The following is an 18,320-nucleotide window of genomic DNA, read 5'->3' as shown; positions in this document are numbered from 1 at the left end:
CCGATTGTAACCTTGTATATACATGAAGTCAACCTGTCTATATATACCACGCGAACAGAGCGAGCAAACATTTTGCGCGTTTTTTATTGCTTGTTTCTTGGGGGCCGTCGATTCTCCGCGAATTTGCATAGACAATCAGACAGTTAAAAAGCCCCTTTATGCCTCCATTACCCAAAATCAGGAAGAGTTTATCGATAAATCGAATGCGGAAAAAGTTGGCGTACCGCGAATCTTCTTTTCGATTGATGCTTTCGATTGATGCTATAGTGAAAAGCACACAGGCTTCGATTGCGAAAGGAGTGTTTTCATGTTTTCGGTTCATGAACAAATGAATGCGCGTACCCGATCGGCGATTCGCGAAACGTTTATTGCCTTGGTTCGAGAACACGGATTCGATCAAGTCAAAATCCGGCAAATCGGAGAAGGCGCAAGCATTAACCGGGGAACCTTTTATCTGCATTATCTGGACAAATACGATCTGATGGAACGTATTCAGGATGAACTGCTTGAAGGCTTTCGACAAAAACTGATCGTTCCGATCGACTTCGAAGAAACTTACCGCCATCACCTCCAGCGGCTTCCGTATGCGCCTTTTACCGAAATTTTCGCGTATTTCGTACAGCACGCCAACTTGTTCGAACTGCTGGGCAGCAAAAACGGCGAAGCGGGATTTCCGCTCAAATTAAAAAAGGCCGTTACCCTCAGCTTTGAAAAAAAGCTGGGCAACAGCCGTATCCTTGAACGACATCCCGATGTTCCTTCCGATTATTTCAACGCCTACGCCGCTTCCCTGCTCCTCGGAACCGTCGAAGCCTGGCTGGAACGTGCAAGACCGGAGACTCCCGAACAGCTTGCGCTCATCTATAATGAATTGATGATGATTCAGCGCCTGATCCGGTAAACCGGCAAGCGAAAAGTACGCTTCCGAGCCCTTTGTTATGCAGCGATCGCGGAGCGGCGGCGACAAACCGTCTTTTCCCGCGCGTCAATCCAACCCTGCAGGCACGATCAGCACTTTACCCCGAAGCTTGCCTGCGTCGCTTCGCGCATGCAGCTCCGCAACCTGTTCCAATCCGGCGCGTTCGTCGATTTTGGTGCGGAGAACGCCGTCTTCGATCCAACGGGCAATATCCGTAAGCTGCTGAGTGCTATTATGCATATAGACCAGCTTGCCGTTCACATGCAGGCGCCGGGCTTCTGCTTCATCAACGGGGGACCAGGCGCTGACGAGCGTACCGCCCTGGCGAAGCAGCCGCAGCCAGCTGTTCACCTGTTCCGGCTGCGCGGGCGACGCGTTCACGATCAAATCGAACGGGGCTTTCGATTCGGCTGTCCAATTTGGCTTCGAATAGTCGAGGACCTCATCGGCTCCCAACCCGTAGACGGCTTCGACAAAAGAAGGCGAGGCCGTAGCGACCACGTAAGCATCCGCGATTCGCGAAAGTTGGACCGCATAATAGCCAACGCTGCCCGATGCGCCGACGATCAGTACCCGCTGTCCGCGTTCCAGCGAACCGTGTTCGAACAGCAGCTGCCAAGCGGTCAGCGCACATAGCGGCACGCCTCCGGCATCCGCCAGATCGATCGAACGCGGGACGGCCGCGAGTTCTTCCGCCCGTGCAATCGCAAACTCCGCCGCTCCGCCGCTGTCGGTCAGAGTCATGGATGTATACACCTGCGCGCCAAGCTGCCATTTCGTTACGCCGGTCCCCAAAGCTTCAACCGTCCCCGACAGTTCGATATTGGGTATAAAAGGAAACGTCTGCGGAAAAGAACCGCTCATATGCCCGGCCCTCAGAAGGGTATCGACCACGTTAAATCCGCTTCCCGCGACCCGGATCAGGACTTCGCCTTCGCCCGGAATCGGCCGGGCCACACGTTCGACCCTAATCTGCTCGGGTCCTCCATACTGCCGATAGACGGCGGCCTTCATCTGCGAATCGTTTGGAACTCCGGTTTGTCTGGCTACCATGGAATTTGGCCTGCTTTCGTCGGTAAAGTCAGTGCGGCTCGATCGCTCCGCCTGCTGCCTGTTCAGAATAACGTCCGGACCAAGCCCCATACAATCGACAAAACGGATACTTTTGTTGAGAGATCCCCCCGCACAGGACGCCATAAGGTCCGGCGGCTGCGAGGTGCATTTTCCAAAAGCGGCAAACCAAAAAGGCGAAAAGCGGAAAGCCCGTAGGCTTTGCTTTTCGCCCTGCTGCGCCGGCTCTTCGCCGACGCTCAAGATTTTTCAGACATTCAATCAAAGCCTGTTCAAAATCAAGCGTTCTGCGCATGGAACTGGCGTCCGTCATGCACCGCTTCCACGTAGCCGGCGCGAACAGTGAAATCGCCGAAGTGCTCGCCGTCCAGCCGTTCTTTCGCGTAGCGTCCGATGATCGGCTGCAGCGAAGCGAGAATCTCTTCTTCGCCGATATTTTCCTTGTACAGCTTGTTGAGCCGTGCGCCGTCGTGCGCGCCGCCCAGATACATATTGTATTTGCCCGGTCCCTTGCCGATAAAAGCGAGCTCCGCCAGCATCGGGCGGGCGCAGCCGTTCGGACAGCCGGTCATGCGGATGACGATTTCCTTGTCGCGCAGCCCTTCCTGCTCCAGCATGACTTCCAGCTTGTCGATCAGGCCCGGCAGGTAACGTTCCGATTCCGCCATCGCCAAGCCGCACGTCGGCAGCGACACGCACGCCATCGAGCTGCGGCGCAGCGCCGAATAATGCGCGCCGTCCGTCAGGTTGTACTGGCTGATCAGGCGATCGATCTTGCGCTTCTTCTGCGGGCTGACGCTGCCGATGATCAGGTTCTGATTCGCCGTCAACCGGAAATCGCCGTCGTGTTCCTTGGCGATTTCGCGCAGACCGGTCATCAGCGGATACCCTTCGAAATCGGCGATCCGCCCGTTTTGGACAAACAGCGTGAAATGCCATTTGCCGTTGCTGCCTTTGATCCAGCCGTAACGGTCTCCGTTATGGTCGAAGCCGAATTGACGTGCCGGCTCCAATTCCCAGCCGAGACGGCTGTGCAGTTCGTTCACGAACCAGTCCAGTCCGCGGTCGTCGATCGTGTATTTGAAGCGGGCATGCTTGCGCACCGCCCGGTCGCCGTAATCGCGCTGAATCGTCACGACTTTTTCCGCCAGGTCGATCGACTGCTCCGGCGTAATGAAGCCGATCAGCTTGCCGAGCTGCGGATACGTCTTCACGTCGCCGTGCGACATGCCCATGCCGCCGCCGACCGTCACGTTGAAGCCGGCCAGCTTTCCGTTTTCGATAATGGCGATCAGGCCCAGATCCTGCGAGAACACGTCGACGTCGTTGGAGGGCGGCACGGCGATGCCGATCTTGAATTTGCGCGGCAGATAGACCGGACCGTAGATCGGTTCCTGTTCGGCTTCGGCGTCGCGGCTGTCCACGATCTTCTCTTCGTCAAGCCAGATCTCGTGATAGGCACGGGTATGCGGATCGAGATGCCGGCTGACTTTGTCGGCCCACTCGTACACTTCCGAATGAATCTCGGACTGGTACGGATTCGGGTTGCACATTACGTTCCGGTTCACGTCGCCGCAGGCCGCAAGCGTGCTGAGCAGCGCTTCGTTGACTTCGCGGATCGTATTCTTGAGATTCCATTTGAGCACGCCGTGCAGCTGGAACGACTGGCGCGTCGTCAGCCGGATCGTCTCGTTGCCGTATTTGTGCGAGATGCGGTCCATCATCAGCCATTGTTCGGGCGTGACCACGCCGCCGGAAGCGCGTACGCGCAGCATGAACTGGTACGCCGGTTCGAGCTTCGAGCGGCTGCGCTCGTTGCGAAGATCGCGATCGTCCTGCATATAGCTGCCGTGATGCTTCATCAGCCGGTTGTCGTCTTCCGGGATCGAGCCGGTCAGCGGGTCTTTCAGCGTCTCTACGAGGCTTCCGCGCAAATAGGCGCTGTTACGCTTGATGTCCTCCACGTCGCTATGCGGTCTGTCGTGCGGCGGAAACTTTTTCCACTCGGTGTGCTGCGTCATGATCTGGCGTCTCCTTCCCCGTTGAAACGGAACTTATCGGTTATATCGATCTGTTATATCTATCCGTTATATCAATACACGTCGCGCTGGTAGCGCTTCTCCTGCTGCATGCGCAGCAGATATTCCGAAGCCTGTTCGGGACTGAGTCCCCCGCCCTGCGCGATGATCGTCTCGAGCGCCGAATGCACGTCGTGCGCCATATGCTTCTCGTCGCCGCAGACGTAGACCGCGGCTCCGCCGTCGATCCATTCGTACAGTTCCCGGCTTCGCTCAAGCATGCGGTGCTGCACGTATACCTTCTCTTCCGTATCGCGGGAAAAAGCAACGTCCATCCGGCTCAGCACGCCGTCTTTGATCCAGCGCTGCCATTCGACCTGGTACAGGAAGTCGGTCGCAAAATGCTGGTCGCCGTAGAACAGCCAACTCTGGCCGCGGGCGCCGGTCTCTTCGCGCTCGGCGAGGAACGACCGGAACGGCGCGACGCCCGTGCCCGGCCCGATCAGGATGATCGGCGTATCCGGGTTCTGCGGCAGCTTGAAGTTCGGATTGTGCTGGACGAATACCGGCAGGCTGTCGCCCGGTTCCAGGCGTTCGGCCATCTGCACGGAGCACACGCCGTAGCGGTCGCGTCCGCCGCCGGCGTAGCGTACGCTCCGGACGGTCAAATGCACTTCGTCCGGCGTCGCCTGCGGGCTGCTCGCGATCGAATACAACCGGGCGGGGATTTTGCGCAAAATGCCCGTCAGTTCGGCCGCCGGGCGGCCTTGAAGCCCGAAGTCGCGGATCAGGTCGAGCAGGTCGCGGCTGCCGACGTACTCGCGCAGTTCAGCCGCGGCTTCCGGCGACACCAACCGCGCAAGCTTCTCGCTGCCCGTAAGCTTCGCGGCCTGTTCCAGCAGCGGCTTGGTCAGCACGGTGATCTCGAAGTATTCGTACAGTGCTTCGCGCAGCGGAGCGGAACCGTTCTTGCCGGTATTCACGTTCTCCTGTGCATCCCAGCCCATCTCCGCGATGATCTCGTCCACGAGGCGCGGATGGTTATGCGGATAGACGCCCAGGCTGTCGCCCGGTTCGTAGACCAGGCCGGAGCCTTCCAGCGACAGTTCCAAATGACGCGTCTCGCGGGCGGAGCCGCGGCCGTTCAGATTCACGTTCTCCAGCACTTCCGCGCGAAACGGATAGCTGCGCGAGTATTCCGATTCCGGATCGGCGCTGAGCGGTGCCGCCGAATCGGCCGCGGAAGCGGCGGCCGCCGGGGTCGCGCTGAGCGCTTCCGTCACGGCTTTCATCCATTCGCCGGCCGTCTCGTCGAAGTCCACGTCGCAGTCGGCCCGCTCGGCGAGGCGCGAAGCGCCAAGCTCGGCCAGGCGTCCGTCGAAGTCTTTGCCTGTCTGGCAGAAGAACTCGTACGACGTGTCGCCGAGCGACAGGACGGAATAGTTCAGGCTGTCCAGCTTCGGCGCGCGCTTGCTGTGCAGAAATTCATGGAACGAAATGGCGTTGTCCGGCGGCTCGCCTTCGCCGTGGGTGCTGACGATAATAAGCAGGTTTTCGATCTTCTTCAAGTTGTTCGGCTTGAAATCGGACATCGACAGCACGTCCGCTTTGACCTGCTGCTCTTCGAGGCGCTTCGCCAGCTTCTTCGCCAGGCCGCTGCCGTTGCCGGTCTGCGAGCCGAACAAGACGGTGACTTCGCGCGGCGCCGCCGGAGCGGCGGGAGCCTGCGGCGCGGCTTCGGCGGCCACGGTCGCGGTCGGAGCTTGCGCTGCCGGCGCTTCAAGCGTCGGGCTCGCGGCCTGGGCCGACAAATAACCGGTCAACCAGATGCGCTGATGTCCGTTCAATGTAGGAAGCAGGCGGTTCAGCAGTTCCGCCTGTTGGTCGTTAAATGGGCTGTTGGTTGCGTTCAATTCCACGATCTCCACCTCGCACGGCATCATTCTTGTTAGATTTTTCGTTAATATGAGTCATTGTCGCTTCAATTCCTAGTTAAACGATCAGAATTTATTTGGCTACCTTGACCCTATCATACCGGCAAAATGGGGTCAATTCGATTCCGTTTATGACATTCATCAGTTTTTCTGATAATAGGTTAACAAAACAAAAATCATCCCGAATCCGGCAGCGATCACGCTCTATTTGACACTATTTGTCGAAAATAAATGGAAAAGGCTATAATCTATTCATATTTTGTCGATTCCGCACGATATATAAGACATGAAGTTAGCTACATGAGCTGCGGAGGTTGTTGGAAAATGATTAAAATCAGAACGTTTTTGGCCTTGATCTTCGTGGCTTTCGTCATTCTGCTCAGCGTCACGTTCGGCTCGCTGCTCAGCAGCCGTTCCACGCAGGCGATCGAAGAAGAAATCGGCGTGTCGCTCGCCGGAACCGCTTACCAGATGTCGGACAAGCTGGACAACTTCATGTGGTCGCGGTCCGGCGAAGTCAAGCTGCTGACGCAGCTGCAGCCGCTCAAGCGGGCGAATGATCCGCAGGCGATCCAGACGCTGCTCAACCAGCTGCAATCGAGCTTCCCCGCTTTTTCTTGGATCGGCTTCATGAATACGCAGGGCGAAGTGCTGGCGGGCACGAACGGCATTCTGGTCGGGAAAAATATCGCCGAGCGGCCCGTGTTCGCGGAAGGCATCAAAGGTTCGTTCGTCGGCGACGTGCACGAAGCGGTGCTGCTGGCGAAGCTGCTGCCCAATCCGAGCGGCGAGCCGCTGCAGTTCGTGGACATGAGCTACGCGGTCAAGAACGACGCCGGCGAAACGGTAGGCGTGCTGGCCGCGCATCTCAGTTGGGAATGGGCCCGGGAAGTCGAGCGCACGCTGCTGCAGCCGCAGACCGACCATGACCATGCGTTCGAACTGTTCGTCGTCAGCCAGAAGGACAATACGGTACTGCTCGGGCCGGAAGGCTGGGCCGGACGCGAACTCAAGCTCGGCAGCGTGGACCGCGCGCGGACCGGGGACAATTCTTGGGCGCTGGAGAAATGGCCCGACGGCGAACGCCATCTGACGGGCTATGCCTACGGCGACGGCTACCTCGATTACGCCGGGCTCGGCTGGACCGTGCTCGTGCGGCAGCCCGAATCGGTCGCGTTCGCCCCGGTCGACAAGCTGCGGCAGGATATCGTCTGGGCCGGCCTGATCGCCGCCGTGCTGTTCGCCGGACTCGGCCTGCTGACCGCGGAATTCATCTCACGTCCGATCCGCCAGCTGACGCGGGCCGCGGACCGTATACGCCTCGGCGGAGCGCCGGACATTCCGCAAACGAAAGGCTTCGCCGATATTCGCAGCCTCTCGCATTCGCTGCGCAGCCTGCTCGATTCCCTGCTGCGGACCGAAAATGCGCTGGGACATATGCAAAACGCCGCGCTGCGCGACCAGCTGACGGAGCTGCCGAACCGGCTGGCGCTGGAGCGCTACCTCGAAGAGACGATCGAAGCATTCGACCCTTCCCGCGAGACGCTGAGCTTCATGTATCTGGACCTTGACGGCTTCAAAAAAGTCAATGACACGTTCGGCCACCAGGTCGGCGACCTGCTGCTCAAAAAAGTCGCCAAACGCCTGCAAACGACGACGCGCCCCGGCAATATCGCCGTGCGGCTCGGCGGCGACGAATTCCTGCTGATCTCGCGCAGTCCCGTTCAGCAGGCCCATGCCGAAGCGGAACGGCTCGCCGGCGAAGTGCTGAAGCTGATCAACAATCCGTTTATCGTGGGCATGAACCAGCTGTCGATCGGATGCAGCATCGGCGTCGCGTTCTACAATCGGGATACCGACAGCGTTACCGACGTTATCCATACGGCCGACGAATGTCTGTACCTGTCCAAAAAAGCGGGCAAAAACCGGGTCACGTTCCATGGACGGGACACGACCGCAAGCTGAGTTTGCCGCTCCGGTATACGCTTTACTGCCCCGAAGTCCGATCCGGGCATTCGATACGCGCCAAAAAAACCGCACGGTCTCCGAATTCACTTTCGGAAGCCGTGCGGTTTTTGATTTTCAAACCTTATCGGCCCTGCCTAGCGCAGCGCCCCGTCCGGCTGTCCGCGAAAATGCGCCCGTACCGTGTCGTATGCAAGCTTCGGCCGGCGGTAGCCGTCCACCAGCCCTTTGCTGTTGCGGGTACAGCCGCGGCTGAGCAGCCAGCCGGTCGCCTCCGTCACGCGGCAGTCGCCGAACTGCCAGACGAATACGCCGGTCAGCGGCGAATCTTCAGCCAGGTAAGCGCGCAGATTGTCGCCGAGAATGTCGCACTGCCGCTCTTCCGAACCTTTAACGCGTTCGCGGCTGCGGAAGCCGTAATAGCCGTCGGCGCCGAATTCGCTGAAAATGAGCGCTTTGCCAGGGCCGCCGAGCCGCTCGGCCCATTCCGCCGCCTGATGCATCAGCCGGCCCGGATCTTCGTCCGTGTACCAGCCGGGATACAGATTAAGCGAGACAATATCCGCCAGATCGAGGCAGAGATCCCGTTCCCGGTGATGCGAAGCGAACGTTCGCGGACGGGAAGGATCGAGTTCGCGGATCAGCGCAAGTTCGCTCTCGTAGATGCTTCTTCCGTACAAGGTGTCGCTTGCACATTCATTCAACACCGCCCAGATGACGATCGACGGACGGTTGACATGCTGCTCGACCATTTCCCGCGTCACGTCTTCGCTCTGCCGCCGGAAATTCGGCTGGCGCATCTGCTCTTCCGTCAGTCCGCGGGCGTGGTTCTCTTCCCAGACGAGCAGCCCGAATTCGTCGCACAGATCGAGAAACCGTTCGTCGCTCGGATAATGGCTCGTCCGCACCGCGTTGCAGCCCAGATCGCGGATCAGTTCAAGATCGTGCAGCATATCGGCAAAAGACAGCGCCGCGCCCGAACGCGCATGGTCTTCGTGGCGGTTCACCCCTTGAAGCCTCACGTTCCGCCCGTTCACCCGCAGCCGTCCGCCTTCGGTATCGATGCACCGGAAGCCGATCCGGTCGATCCAGTCATCGACTGCCCTTTTTGCGCCGCCCGGTTCTTTTTCAAGCAAAAGAGCCCGCAGCGTATACAGTACCGGCAAGTCCGGATTCCAGGCTTCGGCCGCCGGATAAGCCGCCGTCCGCTCCACCGTCACGCTCTCGCCCGCTTCGATCCGCAGCGCCGCGCGCAGCCGTTCGCCGCCGTGAGGCTTCGCCCCTTCCAGTCCCAGCTCCAGTTCGGTCGTCTGCGCAGTATCCGCGAGATTGCGCACCGTCGCTTTCCAGCGCCCGTGCCAGATTCCGTCCTTCCACTCCGGCCAGAACGCGACGCGTTCGATATATACGTCCCCGATCTCTTCCAGCAGCACCGGCCGGATCGGGCCTCCGTACGTGTAGTAGTCGTTCGGAATATGCAGCGCGGAATGTTCGCCGAACGAATTGTCCGCGTACAGCCGAATCTCGTGCTCGCCCGGTTCGACCTGCCGCACGACCGTGTCGAACGCGGTGTAGGCATTGTGATGATGCGCGACAAGCTCGCCGTCCAGATAGACGTCCGCCGTGTGGCTGACGCCTTTGAACGCCAGACGCAGATTCGTGCGGTGCGCGATGCGGAAGGTGCGCCGGTACAATCCGACGCCCCGGTAAGTGCCGAATTCGGGATGGGTCTCCCAGCAGCCCGGCACGGGCAGTCGGTACGCCATCCGCTCCGGCACTTCCCCCTGCCGGCTCACCGGCTGAAATTCCCACAGTCCTTCCAGTTCTTTGATCGGACGGACCTCGTGCGTGTCGAACAATCGAATCATGTTGTTCATCCTTTCGGGATCGACGCGGAATGTTGGCGCAGCCGGATTCCATGTCGTTTTGGAATGATTGAACGGGATCGGCGCCGCGCGAAGTTCTGACTCCCAAGCAGCGTTAAATCCCGTTTTTCTGACCAGATTACGCTTTCCGGCGCCAAATCTCCATGAGTATTCCGACCTTGTTCATGTCAAAAATGATTCGGATTCAAGCTTGGCGTCCTTCTCCGATTGCTCTATACTGACCGAAAAAGACTGCGAGAAAACGGAGGCGAACACGATCATGGACACGCACACGCTGCAAGACCCGGCCGTCAAAATCCGCTGGGCCGCCTACAAAAACACGTCCGGGGGATGGAGCGATATCCGCCGGAATACTTCGGTCCATAGTCTGTACTGGATTCGCGCAGGCAGCGGCCGCTTCGAATCGGAGAGAGGCTGCTACGAAGCACAGCGCGGGGAACTGTTGTATCTGGAGCCGGGATTGAGCATGAAAATGGCCGCCCTGGGCGGCCGGGACCTGCATATGGCGATGGTGCTGTTCGATGCCGCGGAGCTGTCGGACGCGGACGGGCGTTGGCCCGCCCCGGCGCGTATTCCGCGCTTCGATCTGCCGCACCGCTCGGAGTGGGACGGCGAGCGGGCGATCGAACTCGATACGGCGATCGGCCGGATCATCGAACGGTGGACGCTTGGCACGCCGGTAGCGGAGAGGGAAGCCGGCGCCGCGCTGCTCGACCTGCTTGACCGGCTGCACACCGGAAACGCGCCGGAACCCGGCAAAGCCCGCGCCTTGTTCGAACGCGGTCTGACCCTCCTCGGCCAGCGCTTCGCCGAGCCGCTGACGACGGGACAGCTGGCTGGCGAACTGCATGTATCGGTGTCGCATCTGCGCAAACTGTTTGTGCACCATGCCGGCGTCACGCCCAAACAGATGCTGTCGCGGCTTCGGCTGCGGCAGGCCGAGCGTTATCTGCTCTATACCGACCTGACGCTGCACGCGATTGCCGGGTCGTGCGGCTACGGCGACGAGTTCCATTTCAGCCGCACGTTCAAAAAGCATAAAGGTCTCTCGCCCTCGGCTTTTCGCCGCCGGGCGAAAGAAGACGGACCGCCGGATCCGGACGTTTAAGAACGAGGCCGGCGGAACATCTGCCGCGCTTCGTCACCCTCCAATCGAACGTACACGTCGGAGACCGTTTGGCCGAGTCCGGGATTGCCCGCAGCCTTAACGGGGGCCGGATTACCCGTCACCGTGCTGTCGGGTACCGGGAACCAGAATTGTTGGGCGGAAGTTTCTTTGGAAGCATCTTTGGAAGCGCCGGTGCAGCCGTCCAGCCGATACAGGATGCCCGGTCCGCCTCTTTTGACGTCCAGCGGTTGGGTAATGATCTTCTCGCACGTGTAGGATGGTTTGGCGGGAAGGCCGAATGAATCGTGACTGTTGTCATGGGCATAATAAATATGGCTGCCGTCGTAACTCAAATTGTTGAAGATCGGATCGCCTTCGATCGTGTAGCCCGTGAACTGCACCGAATCGGAGCGTCCGCTGTCCACGTTTTGCACAAAATCGGTCCACGTCTCCATATGGATCACGCGCCCATACGTCTGAACGATGTCTCCGTTCTTCTCCGCCCTCTCCGAATCGTAACGTGTCGCTTCGATCCGATCATACAGATCTTGACGGTCTTCGGAACCGAGCACGTAACGGGCATCGCGGTCTTGCAGATCTTCCACGATCCCCGGCCCCCCGCCGGAGCTTCCGAGCCAGAGCAAATACGTTTTCTCCTCGCCGTCCACTACGAGCCGAATGCCGTAATCGGCCGGCACTTCGCTGCGCCGCTGCCCGGACGAAGCCGGCTTCGCCCGCTTGATCGCTTCCCGGAACGCGGCCGCGTCTTCACGCTGTTCAAGCGTCACGAATTCGCGCAGTTCGCCGAACGGAATATACCGGTACGCGATTATGCGCTCCCCCGCCGGCTCGGGACTGGTGCCCGGCTTGATCGGGACTATATCCGGCACGCGCGCGAATGGCGACGAGACCGGCTCGGACGGGGCCGCTTGTTCCGCCGAACAGGCACCGAGCGCAAACAGCAGAACGACGGCAGCAGATTTGATCCAAATCGACATAGCGCATCCTCCTTTTACCTCTAAACGTTATTATTAGGGAAAAAGTTACATTTATCGCGAGTCTGCTTTTTTATAGTCTGGCTTCATCTTCTATTCGCAGTTGGAATCGGTCGCTTCGTCCGCCGCCGCGTTCGTCGCAGCCGCCCAGCCCGTACACGGTCCCTGTCCAGTCCCAATGTTTTTCCACTCGGCGTTCGGGGACGATCCGCCAGCGAAACCCGTTACAATAAAAAAACCGCCGCGGGCCGAAGCCCGAGCGGGTAACTTATACGTTTATTGGGGTAAAACCGGCCTTCATCTGAAGCTTTCGCTCAAGATCAGCTGCAAATCGAGCTGCTGCGCAATGTCTTCGCACACCTGCCGGGTCGTATTTTGCAAAATGGCGACGTCCTGACGAAGCAGTCGAAGCACGCGCCGGCTGCTGCAATCCAAATCGTCGGAAGAATCGCCTTCCATTTCGAGGTAGTGGATCAAATCGATAAGCCGAACATACTTGGCGCATAACTTTCGCTGCACTTCCGTATCCGCCGCATCCAGATTCGCCCACTTGTATGCGCCGCCTTCCACCATCTCGGACGACCCTTCCACATAAATCAAACTTGATTTGCCGACAAAAAACTCCATTTCGATAAAAATTTCATGGAACTTGTCCTGTAGATTCATGGGGCTGCCCATATTACGTTTCTCCTTCCTCTCCCGTCCCACTTTTTCATCCAGAAAATACGGTCCGCAAAAAAGGAAGTTTTCTATTTTTAGGTAAAGGATGACGTTTGATCAGCATAGTCTTTTGCCTTTGACTTCACAAGGAAGAGAGCTACCTTTACATCCGCCCATTTATCTGGTTTGCAAAAATAGAAGACGTTATCTGAAAAACTTGCCTGCTTTCCAATATAAAATCTCCTGCCAGCGGGAACTGGTCTGGATCATTTCGTGCATCTGCTCCAGGTCGACGGTGCGGCCCGCGGCGTTGCTGACGACCGGGGTACGGCCGCGGTATTCCGTGCGGTAGCCGAACCAGCCTTCGATCAGCGGAGCGATCTCGTCGCGGTAAGGACGCATGGTGAGCAGCTGCAGGAAAGTATGGTAGCTCAGCGAGTATCCGGCATCCTGCGCTCGGCGCACGTATTTCGGCTTGATCGCCGCCGCGCATTCGGGACATCTCTGCTGCATGCCGAGCCGGTAATTCGGCGTTTCGAACCGGAACGCGCAATCGGGGCAGCCTACCAGCGCCAGATCGCGCCGGGCATTATCGGGAACATGAACATTCATGGGAATCGTTTCGCTCCTTTTCTGGACAGCTTCTCATGCTGCGAGGACTTGGTGTCGTTTCTTGGTTCCCTATTGTACTCTCTTTGGTGCAACAAAAAAAGGCCCGGTTCAAGGCACCGCTGTTGGGGCCGCGGATTGGGACCGGAGAACGCAGCCCGGAAGCTCGGAGCAGTAAGCAGGAAAGTCGGAGCAGGAGGCCCGGAGCCGGACGGATCGCCGGCTTGGCGCCGCCAACGAATCGTGGACACGCTATTGGCCCGCCGGAGCGCTTTTATCGCATATGAACGAATCGTCAGCACGCTATAGGCTTCAATACGGCCTGAAACGGCCTCGATGGCGCTTCATAAGGATAGGACGATTCGTTAAAAAACGAAAAAAGCCGAAAACGGGCAGATAGCGATCGTGAGGTTCGTTAGGCGTCGAAATGCGGCTCGCGCGGATCAGGCTCGGCCGCCCGGCTGGCCCAAACCCAAAAAAAACCGAACCCTCCACAGGAGGATTCGGTTGGCTTGGACGCCGGTTTGCGTGAACGCCAGACGCCATGCGTGCAGCCCCGGTTCAATGCCGGGACTGCAACGCCAGGTCTGCTTCATGAACGCGATCGCGTCGATCAGCCCCACACTTCGTCGGCGACTTCCTTGACGAAGCGCAGCTTGGCCCACTGCTGCTCTTCGGTCAGGACGTTGCCTTCTTCCGTCGAAGCGAAGCCGCACTGCGGGCTGACGCACAGTTGGTTGATGTCGACGTACTGCGCCGCTTCTTCGATCCGCTTGAAGATCTGCGCCTTGTCTTCCAGCTCGCCGAACTTGGAGCTGAACAGGCCCAGCACGACCTGCTGGTTCTTCACGTGCTTCAGCGGTTCGAAGCCGCCGGCGCGTTCGCTGTCGTATTCCAGGTAGAAGGCCGACACGTTGGAGCCGCCGAACAGAATCTCCGCGATCGGATCGTAGCCGCCGCCTTCGCCGGCATACGTCGATTTGAAGTTGCCGCGGCAGACATGCGTCGTCACGACGAGGTCGGCCGGCAGGTTCTCGATCGCCAGGTTGTTGACGTACAGAAAGCCTTTGGCCATTTCGTTGATGTCCACGCCCGCTTCTTCCTGCATCGCGCGGAACTGACGGTCGCTTAGCGCGCCCCACGTGCAGTCGTCAAGCTGGATGTTGCGGCAGCCTGCCTCGTAGAAAGCGAGGATCGCGTCGCGGTAAGCGGTGCCCACGTCGGTGTACAGATCCTGACGGTTCGGATAAAACTCGTCGACCGTCTTGATATTGTCGCCACGGAACAGCTCGAACAGCAGTTGGGCCGGAGCCGGAATCGTCTGGCGGGCCACGACGTCGTCGCCGGCCGCTTTGCACAGAAACTTGAAGTCTTCGACCATCGGATGCTTCGCGCCTTCGCCGACTTTGCCGGTCAGCAGCGCCGTCTCCGCGCGGGATTCCACGCCGTGAAACAGATAGCCCGTATCGGACGCTTTTTTGTCGACGCCGCCGAGTCCCCAGAAGAAGTCCAGATGCCACCACGAACGGCGGAATTCGCCGTCGGTGACGCCTTTGAGTCCCACTTCTTTTTGCTTTGCGACAAGCTTGACGATCTCTTCGTCCTCGACTTGGCGCAGTTCGGCCGCGCCGATCTCGCCCGCCGCGAACTTGGCGCGCGCGTCTTTGATCGCCTGCGGACGCAGGAAGCTGCCTACGATGTCATGCCGGAAAGGAACGGTGTCTCTTTGGGTCGCTTGCTCGAATACGGTACTCATGGATAAAATCCTCCTCGGGAATCTGGGATGCGAAATGTAAATCGGACGCGAACATCGAAAGCAACGATCGAAAGCAACGATCGAAAGCAACAATCGAAAGCAACAATCGAAAGCAAATTCGAAAGCGCCGAATGGCGCACAACCGTTCGATGTTCTGGCAAGTGGTGGCTCGGGCGCAGCCCGATGAGGTCAACCGTTCACCGTCGGTCGGCGCACTGCCTGCCGGCTTCGACGAGAGATTAGGAAATACTATAGCATCTTCCGAACAAGCCGGCATAACGCCTAAAAGCTATACCCCGCTATATCAAAATCTTATAGCGGGGTATATTTGTCGGAATTAGGAGCGGATTGGGCCCGGCGGCCGACCCGCTTCCAGCCCGCTCCAACTCTGCTTGCAGCACGCTCTTAGCCCACTTTCGGTCCGCTTTCAGTCCGCTTCCAACCGGCTCTCAGTCCGGCCACACTTCCGCGGCCGTCTCGGCCACGAGCCGAAGCTTGTCCCACTGTTCTTCTTCGGTGAGCAGATTGCCTTCCTCCGTCGAAGCAAAGCCGCACTGCGTGCTCAGGCACAGCTGCCCGAGCGGCACGAAAGCGGCCGCTTCGGCAATTTGTGCCTTCAGCACGTCTTTGCTCTCCAGCCCGCCGTGCTTCGTCGTCACGAGGCCGAGCACGACGAACTGTTCCCGGATGAAGCGGAGCGGCTCGAAGCCGCCGGCGCGTTCGTTATCGTATTCGAGGAAGAAAGCATCGACCCGGCAGCCGCCGAACAACGCTTCCGCTACCGGCTCGTAGCCTCCCGAAGCGAACCATGTCGAATGAAAATTGCCGCGGCAGACATGCAGGGCGATCGTCATGTCGGCCGGACGTTCGGCGATCGAATCGTTGATCAGCTTGACGTATTGCGCCGCAAGCGTGTCCGGGTCGGTGCCCTGGCTGCGCAGCTGCGTCCGGTGCAGCAGGCTGCACAGCGTACCCCAGGCGGTATCGTCGAGCTGAAGATACCGGCAGCCCGCGTCGTAAAAAGCGCGAATGGCGTCCCGGTACACCCGGACGATGTCGGCGAACAAATCTTCGTCGTTGTCGTACGCGCCTCCGCCGTTGTAGCGCTGCACAAAATGGAACAGCGACGGCGCGGGAATAGTCATCTTGGGCACCGCGTCCCCCGCCTGCAGGCGCAGCGATTCGAAATGCCGCAGCATGGGATGCCGGCCGAACGAGATGCGCTCCGAGATGCGGAACGTCTCCGCGCGCTGTTTGGCATCGATACGTCCCGCGGCAGCGTTCAGGTCGATTTTCTCCGTGCCTTCGACCCCGAGAAAGAAATCGAGATGCCACCACGAACGGCGGAATTCGCCGTCGGTGACGACGCGCAGCCCGATTTCCCGCTGCCGCTCCACAAGCTTGGCGATTTCCGCCGTCTCAAGCTCGTACAGTCCTTCGTCCGTCAGTTGCCCTTCCCGATGCAGCCGCCGGGCTTCGAGCAGCTCAGGCGGACGCAGGAAGCTGCCCACGAGATCGCAGCGAAAAGGCGGCGACGTTCTGGTTGTGCCGATCACTGGACTTTGCATACGTTCCTCCCGATTCAAAAATGGAAATGTGAAGCGAAGCTCCGTCAGAACAAAAACTGGTTCGCCGCGAAATAGCGCCGGGCGACCAGGTCGTTCAGCAGATTGATATAAGAAGCCGCGATCGGACTCAGTCTTCGGTCTTTGTGCGCGATCCAGCCGATCGTGAACAGCTCGTCCGTCTCGACCGGCACCGACTTGAGCACCGTTCCGTCGAGTTCGGCGGCGAGAATGCCCGTACCGACCGTATAGCTGTGCGTGCCCGCCAGCAGTCCCGACAGCGTAGCGCGGTCATTAACCTTGACGCTGCGTCCCGCTTCCGGCAGGTTCAGCAGTTCTTCCGAGAAATGCAGCGAGCTGCTTTCTCCCTGATCGAACGTGATATACGGATAAGGGGGCAGATCCTCGACCGTCACAATCTCCCGGCGCGCCAGCGGATGCGTCAGCCCGATAAAGATATGCGGGCGGGTATTGAACAACGGCGTAAACTTGAGGCTGCCGTCGCTGAACATCTTGTTCATGACTCTGGCGTTGCGGTCGCACAAATACAAGATGCCGAGATCGCTGCGCAGCGTCCGCACGTCTTCGATAATCTCCGACGTCTGGGTTTCTCGCAGCGAAAACGCGTATTCCAGCTCGCCGCTTCCTTCCATCAGAGCGGAGAACGCTTCGGAAGCGAACGCGTAATGCTGGGTCGAGACGGAGAAATGCACGCTGCTGCGCCGCTTGTTTTTGTAACGGCCTTCCAGCAGTTCCGCCTGTTCGACGATCTGCCGGGCGTGCGCCATAAATTCAACGCCGTCCGCGGACAGCGTGATGCCCCGGTTGGTACGGTCGAAAATGGTAATGCCGAGTTCCTGCTCCAGGTCCTTGATCGCGTTGGACAGACTCGGCTGCGAGATGAACAGGCGTTTGGCCGCCTCGTTGATCGAGCCGCAGCCTGCCACCTCGATCGCATACCTGAGCTGCTGTAAAGTCAATATCTTTCCCCCGCTTTCAACTTACGCCGTACTTTCAACTGACGCCGTACTTTTTATCCCACGAACCCTGCTGCTTGCGAATAAACACGATTTGGCCGATATGGTACGCGTTATGGATCGTCAGGTGGGACAGATCGCTTGCCCATTTGCCGAACTTGTCGTCGTCGGCCTGCTCGATCCCGTCGATCCACTCGCTTAACGTGGCGTCGTAAGCGGCGAGCGCTTCCTGCCAGGTACCTTCCACGTTCGGCTCCGGATCAAACGTATCGTCGTTGTCTCCCGCGAATTCCGGCACTTCTTCCCCCTGAAACCTTTTGAGATAACGATGGTTGTAAAAATCCAGATGCCGCACGATTTCGTGCACGCTATTCATTTCTTCGTTGCTTTTCCAATCGGCCTGTTTCTGCGTCAGTCCTTTGACCGCGGCGGCCATGGACGTGAACCATCCGTTTTCGTTGCGGCAGGCCCGCAGTTGAATGCCTATCGTGTCGCGGTTAGTCATGAATGTCCTCCTTCGACCAATTCCAGATGGTAATCGCCGATCGCGTCTTTTTCGTACAGATTGTCCAGCGACGTCGAATAATTGTGAATGTCCGCGTCCCGCTCGAAACCGAGGGCGGGAATGCGTACACGGAACTTGCCTTTGTACAGCAGCGTGGCGACGTCATGATATTCGGCGTGTGTCACTTTGAAATCGAAAGCGACCGCGCGCCGTTGTTCGCCCGAAATTTCGACCGCGAATTCGCGCAGATTGAAGACGTGAAGCAGGCGGTCGTCGATCCATGCCGGGGTGCCGGCAGTTTGCCCGTCTGCGGGATTGGTGTTCATGGCACGGCCTCCTTTATAATGGATGC

General features: G+C 58.9%; 15 protein-coding genes. 3 read left to right on the top strand and 12 right to left on the bottom strand.

Going from position 1 to position 18,320, the window contains the following annotated elements:
* Positions 1-307: 307 nt before the first annotated feature.
* Positions 308-901: a TetR/AcrR family transcriptional regulator gene (locus FFV09_RS21115; protein ID WP_141449675.1), complete on the top strand. Its 594-nt coding sequence runs from the start codon at positions 308-310 to the stop codon at positions 899-901.
* Between the two features lie 84 nt (positions 902-985).
* Here the strand turns inward: FFV09_RS21115 and FFV09_RS21110 are convergent, their stop codons facing one another.
* The 3 genes from FFV09_RS21110 to FFV09_RS21100 form a co-directional block, all read right to left on the bottom strand.
* On the bottom strand, positions 986-1,972 hold the full coding sequence (locus tag FFV09_RS21110; RefSeq protein ID WP_170315103.1) for an NADP-dependent oxidoreductase: 987 nt from the start codon (positions 1,970-1,972) through the stop codon (positions 986-988).
* A 296-nt stretch (positions 1,973-2,268) separates the two neighbouring features.
* Positions 2,269-4,011, bottom strand: a complete 1,743-nt coding sequence (gene cysI, locus FFV09_RS21105) for an assimilatory sulfite reductase (NADPH) hemoprotein subunit (RefSeq protein ID WP_141449673.1) — start codon at positions 4,009-4,011, stop codon at positions 2,269-2,271.
* Between the two features lie 71 nt (positions 4,012-4,082).
* Entirely contained in the window at positions 4,083-5,927 is a 1,845-nt protein-coding gene (locus FFV09_RS21100; RefSeq protein WP_141449672.1) for an assimilatory sulfite reductase (NADPH) flavoprotein subunit, read from the bottom strand.
* Positions 5,928-6,266: 339 nt separating this feature from the next.
* Here FFV09_RS21100 and FFV09_RS21095 point away from each other — a divergent pair, with 339 nt between their 5' ends.
* On the top strand, positions 6,267-7,907 hold the full coding sequence (locus FFV09_RS21095) for a diguanylate cyclase domain-containing protein (RefSeq protein ID WP_141449671.1): 1,641 nt from the start codon (positions 6,267-6,269) through the stop codon (positions 7,905-7,907).
* 137 nt (positions 7,908-8,044) lie between these two features.
* Here the strand turns inward: FFV09_RS21095 and FFV09_RS21090 are convergent, their stop codons facing one another.
* On the bottom strand, positions 8,045-9,775 hold the full coding sequence (locus FFV09_RS21090; RefSeq protein ID WP_141449670.1) for a glycoside hydrolase family 2 protein: 1,731 nt from the start codon (positions 9,773-9,775) through the stop codon (positions 8,045-8,047).
* 277 nt (positions 9,776-10,052) lie between these two features.
* Here FFV09_RS21090 and FFV09_RS21085 point away from each other — a divergent pair, with 277 nt between their 5' ends.
* Positions 10,053-10,901, top strand: coding sequence for a helix-turn-helix transcriptional regulator (locus FFV09_RS21085; protein WP_141449669.1), 849 nt, complete (start codon positions 10,053-10,055; stop codon positions 10,899-10,901).
* On the opposite strand, the gene FFV09_RS21080 is transcribed toward FFV09_RS21085, so the two are convergent.
* The 8 genes from FFV09_RS21080 to FFV09_RS21045 all read right to left on the bottom strand — a co-directional run bounded on the left by FFV09_RS21080 (position 10,898) and on the right by FFV09_RS21045 (position 18,294).
* Positions 10,898-11,899 (bottom strand): DUF4362 domain-containing protein, encoded by a 1,002-nt coding sequence (locus tag FFV09_RS21080; protein ID WP_141449668.1) that lies wholly within the window; start codon positions 11,897-11,899, stop codon positions 10,898-10,900. The two genes, FFV09_RS21085 and FFV09_RS21080, sit on opposite strands and share 4 nt — an antisense overlap.
* A 294-nt stretch (positions 11,900-12,193) precedes the next feature.
* Entirely contained in the window at positions 12,194-12,574 is a 381-nt protein-coding gene (locus FFV09_RS21075) for a hypothetical protein (RefSeq protein WP_141449667.1), read from the bottom strand.
* A 186-nt stretch (positions 12,575-12,760) separates the two neighbouring features.
* On the bottom strand, positions 12,761-13,168 hold the full coding sequence (locus tag FFV09_RS21070) for a hypothetical protein (RefSeq protein WP_141449666.1): 408 nt from the start codon (positions 13,166-13,168) through the stop codon (positions 12,761-12,763).
* Positions 13,169-13,778: 610 nt separating this feature from the next.
* Complete coding sequence (locus FFV09_RS21065; protein ID WP_141449665.1) at positions 13,779-14,921, bottom strand: 5-methyltetrahydropteroyltriglutamate--homocysteine S-methyltransferase; 1,143 nt, start codon at positions 14,919-14,921, stop codon at positions 13,779-13,781.
* 449 nt (positions 14,922-15,370) lie between these two features.
* Positions 15,371-16,489, bottom strand: a complete 1,119-nt coding sequence (locus FFV09_RS21060) for a 5-methyltetrahydropteroyltriglutamate--homocysteine S-methyltransferase (RefSeq protein ID WP_141449664.1) — start codon at positions 16,487-16,489, stop codon at positions 15,371-15,373.
* Positions 16,490-16,533: 44 nt separating this feature from the next.
* A complete protein-coding gene (locus FFV09_RS21055; RefSeq protein WP_141449663.1) occupies positions 16,534-17,466 on the bottom strand; it encodes a LysR family transcriptional regulator in 933 nt (310 codons plus the stop codon).
* A 34-nt stretch (positions 17,467-17,500) separates the two neighbouring features.
* Positions 17,501-17,968 (bottom strand): DinB family protein, encoded by a 468-nt coding sequence (locus FFV09_RS21050; RefSeq protein ID WP_141449662.1) that lies wholly within the window; start codon positions 17,966-17,968, stop codon positions 17,501-17,503.
* Positions 17,965-18,294 carry a DUF3219 family protein gene (locus FFV09_RS21045; RefSeq protein ID WP_141449661.1) on the bottom strand — a complete coding sequence of 110 codons (330 nt, stop codon included), beginning with the start codon at positions 18,292-18,294 and terminating at the stop codon, positions 17,965-17,967. Before FFV09_RS21045 ends, FFV09_RS21050 begins: the two co-directional genes overlap by 4 nt.
* Between the last annotated feature and the right edge of the window lie 26 nt (positions 18,295-18,320).

The sequence above is a fragment of the Saccharibacillus brassicae genome (assembly GCF_006542275.1).
GTDB lineage: Bacteria > Bacillota > Bacilli > Paenibacillales > Paenibacillaceae > Saccharibacillus > Saccharibacillus brassicae.
Note: the sequence above shows the minus strand (reverse complement) of the source record. Positions and strands in the feature narration are given on the sequence as shown.